The organism is Francisella noatunensis subsp. noatunensis (assembly GCF_009823375.1).
Classification (GTDB): Bacteria; Pseudomonadota; Gammaproteobacteria; order Francisellales; family Francisellaceae; genus Francisella; species Francisella noatunensis.
Map to the genome: position 1 here is coordinate 1 of NZ_WBSX01000118.1, position 5740 is coordinate 5740.

Here is a 5740-nt window from a genome sequence, read left to right on the forward strand (position 1 = left end):
CCAAATACCTGCAAACTATTTAATTGTGGTACAAAATCATCATTTATAACCTTATTAGAGAACTGTGAACCTGCCTTGTCCTCCATTCCATTTCCCTGATTCATCGCAGTAACTGACGCTAAGCCAGATGCCATAGATGGTGGCGGATTATTTTTGGTTTCAGGAAGACCAGCTCCTTTCTCGGCAATTTGGTCAAATTCTGTTAAACCAGGCATAACACTATTTGCAAATGCCAAACCACCTAGACAGAATAGCAAGAAAGTTATAAATATTTTTTTCATAATTGGATATTAATCATCAGTGAGGTATTTGGCTCAAAGTATCTAATATTTAGAACAATTATGCAAATTTAAATTAGCTATTTTTTTCTCAAAGTGATAGTATTCTTATTCAATTATTGAAAAATATTTATATCACAACAACAATATGACGACGGAATTCAAAAAATCTCTAATAGAACACAAAGCTGTGATATGGGGGTTAATCAATCGAGAAATTACCACAAAATTTGGCGATAGTTACTTCGGTTATGCATGGATTGTTGTAGAGCCAATGCTTTTTATAATGATGTTCTACGCAATGTTTACATTTATAGGCAGAGCTACGGGCAATATGCCGATTTTGCTATTCCTACTAACAGGAATTGTACCATTTCTCTTCTTTAGAAACTCTTTTCAAAATGCATCTAGTGCTATCGCTGCCAATCAAGCCTTACTTGCTTATAGACAAGTCAAAATTATCGATACAATCTTAGCGAGAGTTATACTAGAAGCGGCAATTACCACACTATCTGCATTGATTTTGACTGCTATGATAATATATCTAAATAGTAGCGCAAATATTTATCACCCTATCCGTATTATATATATGGTGATTATACTATTAGCAATTACAATTGGTGTATCACTTATACTTGCTGTAATCTCCTACTACTATATAGATTTACCCAAATTTATGGGGATTGTTAACCGTATCTTATTTTTCACTTCAGGAATATTTTTTGGCTTAAATGACTTCCCTCCTAATATATCCTACTATCTGTCATTTAACCCTATACTTCAAGTTATTGAATTTATTCGCTCAGCGTTTAGTGTCGAACATCTCAATACTTATTTAAGCTATGAGTATTTAGTAGCTTTTGCAATATGCACTCTATTCTTAGGTGTTTTGTGCTACTATGTAGCTAGAAAAAATATTATGATGAATGCAAGATCAAGGTAACCTATAAATATGATACAACTTGTAAATGCTACCAAATTTTATAATATCCGTGGACATAAACACTATATTCTCAGAGATGTTAATTATACTTTCCCAGAAGGTAAAAGTATAGGTATATTAGGTCGCAATGGTGCTGGTAAATCTACATTTCTACGTATGCTAGGCGGTCTTGAATACGCGAACTCTGGTAAGATAATTACAACTAGTTCAATATCATGGCCTGTAGGGCTGACAGCAGGTTTTCAAGGTAGTCTAACAGCACGCGAGAACATCAAGTTTGTCTGTCGCATCCACAACAAAAATCGACGCGAGATGAAACAAATAGAAGAGTTTGTCTATGACTTTGCAGAGATTGGCGAGTTTTTTGATATGCCTGTCAAATCATATAGCTCAGGTATGAAAGGTAGAGTCAACTTTGGACTGTCCATGGCTTTTGATTTCGACTACTACTTAGTCGATGAAGTCACAGGTGTTGGCGATCCACAGTTCATGAAAAAGGCTAATGATGCATTCAATGAAAAAAAGAAAAATGCTTGTGTGATTATGGTTTCGCACAATATGAAGGAAATCAAAAGCAGTTGTGATATCGCAGTTGTGTTAGAGAATGGTAAAATTAATATATTTGATAATATGGATGAGGCTATAGCCTCTTATCAGAAGTAATCTTATATAAATGAAAAAGAAGCAGATTTATATTATGAATAAAATACAGGTATTGAAAAGTAAATACAAAAAAACATTAGTTACACTATATAAAAAACTTAGTAAAAGGCTTAAAACAACTGCTCTAAGAGATATATATACATACAAAAAAATCCACTATAAACACGAAGCTATTGTTAAAAGTAACAAAACCTATGCTTTTGCAAAAAGAAATAGCTTCTTTTCTCTAGTAGTACTGCCAACGATTATTGTAGCCTTATACTATGTGGTACTTGCATCTCCACGCTATGAGAGCTCAGCGATAGTATCTCTAAGACAAAATAACACTGCGCCTATGGTTGATAGCTCACTATCAACCATACTTGGTGGTGGCGGATCTGATACTTCTGCAAACAGCTATCTACTGATAGACTATATCCTGTCCCCACAAATGCTTGATACACTACAAGCTGACCTAAATATCAAAGCCATGTACCAGAGTCCCAAAGTAGACTTTTTCTCACGCTTGTCGCGCAATGCTGATCAAATTGATTTCTTAGATTACTATAACAAGATGGTATCTTTAAGCTACAACCAACAGTCTAATGCTATCACAATAAATGTGCAAGGCTACACTGCTGATCAGGCTCAAGATGTACTAAACACCATCACCAAAGAAAGCCAAGACATAATCGACCATATATCGCACACACTAGCTGAGAACAGAATGAAATTTAACAAAGAGCAGCTTGATCTGATCAAGACTAAAGCGATGAAAGCCCAAGATGCCCTAGTTGAGTTCCAAAATAGCCGTGGAATAGTCGACCCAGAGGGGTCTGTATCTAGCAAAGCTACTGTGATCGGAAATCTACAAGGACAGTTAACTGCTGCAGAGACACAACTGACAAATCTCAAATCTTATCTGTCTCCTAACTCTAGTGAAGTAAAAGCTACTGAACAACAAATCATCGCTTTGAAAAAGCAGATCGACAAAGAAAAAGCAGATTTCTTAGCCGAAGATAAAGAAAGTCAAAAACAATCGCAACTTGATGATATGGTGTCTAACTACACATGGCTTAAGCTCAATGCTGAATTTGCAATGACAGAGTACCAATCAGCACTACAATCATTTGAAACAGCCAAATTAGACAGCCAGAATCAACAAAGCTATCTAGTAGATGTTGTCAAACCAACTTTACCAGATTCCGCCAAATATCCTCGTATTATATATAATCTAATAACAATATTTGTTATCTTAAGTGCATTATATGGCTTAGGACGCATGATTATAACCATCATTTTAGAAAATAGATAGTTGCCATATGCAATACACTCTAACAAACCCAGTATATATATCGGGTAAAGGTCTACATACGAATAGATACAATACTATCGTCATCTCTCCTGCTCCTGCTGACACCGGAATAGTGTTTTGTATTAATGGCAAAACTATACCCACACACTACAGCTATGTAATTGATAAGCCATTATGTACATGTATTGCAGCTGATGAGCGACACTATATCCGTACTATAGAACACTTGTTAGCAGCACTATTTTGTATAGGCATCGATAATGCTTACATATACTCTCAGACAGATGAGATACCAATACTAGATGGCAGTTGCAATGGCTTTTATCAGCAACTACAACTAGCTGGTATCCACCAGCAAAATAATGCTTCATCCAAGAAACTTATAATTAAAAAAACTATCGAATACCGCGAAGGTAATAGATATATAAAAGCCTCACCAAGTGACAGCTTCAGCGTAAACCTACAAATAAAGCCAAAATGTGGCTATCAAAGCTTCAATAAAATAATCACCTCTGAAATACTAGTTGCAGACTGCATCGATTCACGAACTTTTGGACCGCTATATAAGGGTATTCTGGCAAAAATCTTCACAAAATTTAGTAAAACTCCTGTTGCTCAAGGTGCAAGCACTCAAAATACAATCCTTATTAACCAAGAAAAATCATATGTCAAAAATGGTCTTCGCTATACAGATGAGCATGTTCGCCATAGAGTCATGGATTTGGTTGGTGATCTTATGCTATGTGGGACACGCCATATTAGCGGACATTTTGAGACTTATAGCACTTCACACGCGATGAATGCTAAACTACTCGAGAAAATTTTCGCAGATGAGAGTAATTTTGAATGGTGCGTTAAATATTAAGATCGAAGAGTTCAGAATCCAATATCATATCAACTAACAACTTTATTATTAGAACACACTCTTGACGCTTGCATTAACACAGCTCTGACTAGCATTAAAGCTCTTAGGATAAATATTAACACCGTCTATACCATCAGCAATCAAATGCCAAGTGCTACCATCTTTATCAAACATTTGTGTATATACTCCATTACCCTTAATACTAACTGTCTGAACATCTCCCGTATTATTCATGAATTTTAATTTTACCTCTCTATCTTTAGGTAAATCTGTGACAGCCACATCAACTCTCGCAGCAGCAACAGACCAACTATCGAAATTAAGATTAACATTGGTAGTCTCATCTGGTGATAATGATACTAGTGTATCGGGAGCCTTATAAACCTTACCTGCTACAATATAGGAGTTAGCATGAATCATATACTTACCTTTTGTAACATCAATATCATAGATTGTATTTTTCTTATTAAAAACTAGTGAGCCTTGATATACCACTGTTCCTTTTGAATCTAAGATTTTGACTCCCACACTACCAGATATAGCAGCCTTAGGATAAATACTTAAACTAACTGCATGTATATTTTTATAGTTAACAGATATTTTCTTAGATTGACCCATAGCCAAATTAACTATACTTTGGCTGGCATATCCTTGGCTAGAGTCAATACCTTCTACAACTATAGTAAATTGCCCTATTGGTAGTCTAACTTTTTTTGTAGCCCCCCATTTAAGATTTTTTAGATCAGCAACTTGATTGTGATTACTATCATAAATAATAACATGAGGTTTACTAGTACTACTTACATAAGCAGGTCTAGAAGGAGTATACAAGTATATTGCAGGTTGCAAAACATCTTGACAATATATCCAATGTTGATTAATGTCTGGAGTGTCTGCAGTCCACCAATCATTTTTCAGTTGATATACTTTATTATCATATCTAACGAAATCACCATTACGATATCCTATCCAATTATCTTGATCAGCTCCTTTAAATTGCTTGATCATACTAGGTACGCTATCACATTCGCTAGAATTGTCTGCATAGCTGAAATTTACCATACTATTCAAGCAAACAAACATAACTAACTTTAACACTCTTTTCTGCATAAAAATTCCTAATTATAAAAATATTATAAAACTTGAGGTATTGTAACAAGACTCTCTAGATCCATCAATATTTTGATAACATCTAGCAAACAATCTCTTTACGCACTACCACACAACCTGACCTAAATGACTTCATAAGCTTACTACCCGTGTTTCCTATGAAGCTCTCAAGCAATTGTCGAATATTTCTAGGTAAAAACCTAATATATTTTTGTCTCTGCACATACTCAAATTCAAAAGTCGCTACGATATTAGCCGATATATCAATACCCCTGACAAATGTCAGGCCACTATTATCTTATGTGCGATCTAATTTTATCAATACCAGTATCATATCCAACTGCTAAATCCATAGCAACTATAAATTGTCCACCATACTTGAGAACTCGAAACACTTCATCAAAAAAAAGCGGTATTGAGATAGTAATATAGCTAGATTGTATTCTCAATGTTTATAGAGATACCAAAATGTACTTCATTAGGTGTCAAGTAATTTAAACATTTCTTAGGTCTATTATTCAAGTCTATCTGTAACTTTCTAATGTATTGATGAGATATATTGTTAAAGTTAGTACCTTTAGGTATAA

General features: G+C 34.7%; 6 protein-coding genes and 2 pseudogenes. 4 read left to right on the forward strand and 4 right to left on the reverse strand.

The window, feature by feature from the left end; translation table 11 throughout:
• A pseudogene (locus F8C69_RS08685) lies at positions 1-281 on the reverse strand (polysaccharide biosynthesis/export family protein); the annotation flags it as partial.
• 145 nt (positions 282-426) lie between these two features.
• On the opposite strand from F8C69_RS08685, the gene F8C69_RS08690 reads away from it, so the two are divergent.
• From F8C69_RS08690 to lpxC, 4 genes are read left to right on the forward strand one after another with little or no spacing between them, the layout of a single operon-like run.
• On the forward strand, positions 427-1221 hold the full coding sequence (locus F8C69_RS08690; RefSeq protein ID WP_159184900.1) for an ABC transporter permease: 795 nt from the start codon (positions 427-429) through the stop codon (positions 1219-1221).
• Between the two features lie 9 nt (positions 1222-1230).
• Complete coding sequence (locus F8C69_RS08695; protein ID WP_159184901.1) at positions 1231-1884, forward strand: ABC transporter ATP-binding protein; 654 nt, start codon at positions 1231-1233, stop codon at positions 1882-1884.
• Positions 1885-1918: 34 nt separating this feature from the next.
• Positions 1919-3178, forward strand: a complete 1260-nt coding sequence (locus tag F8C69_RS08700; RefSeq protein ID WP_159184904.1) for a KpsE/RkpR family capsule polysaccharide export protein — start codon at positions 1919-1921, stop codon at positions 3176-3178.
• Between the two features lie 7 nt (positions 3179-3185).
• The gene (lpxC, locus tag F8C69_RS08705) at positions 3186-4043 is read left to right on the forward strand and encodes a UDP-3-O-acyl-N-acetylglucosamine deacetylase (protein WP_159184902.1); all 858 of its coding nucleotides are present in this window, start codon (positions 3186-3188) and stop codon (positions 4041-4043) included.
• Positions 4044-4091: 48 nt separating this feature from the next.
• On the opposite strand, the gene F8C69_RS08710 is transcribed toward lpxC, so the two are convergent.
• From F8C69_RS08710 to F8C69_RS11510, 3 genes and pseudogenes are all read right to left on the reverse strand, one after another.
• Positions 4092-5153 (reverse strand): hypothetical protein, encoded by a 1062-nt coding sequence (locus F8C69_RS08710; protein ID WP_159184903.1) that lies wholly within the window; start codon positions 5151-5153, stop codon positions 4092-4094.
• A 293-nt stretch (positions 5154-5446) separates the two neighbouring features.
• Complete coding sequence (locus F8C69_RS10850; protein WP_160194796.1) at positions 5447-5602, reverse strand: hypothetical protein; 156 nt, start codon at positions 5600-5602, stop codon at positions 5447-5449.
• A pseudogene (locus F8C69_RS11510) lies at positions 5586-5740 on the reverse strand (IS30 family transposase); the annotation flags it as partial. The pseudogene F8C69_RS11510 and the gene F8C69_RS10850, both read right to left, overlap by 17 nt.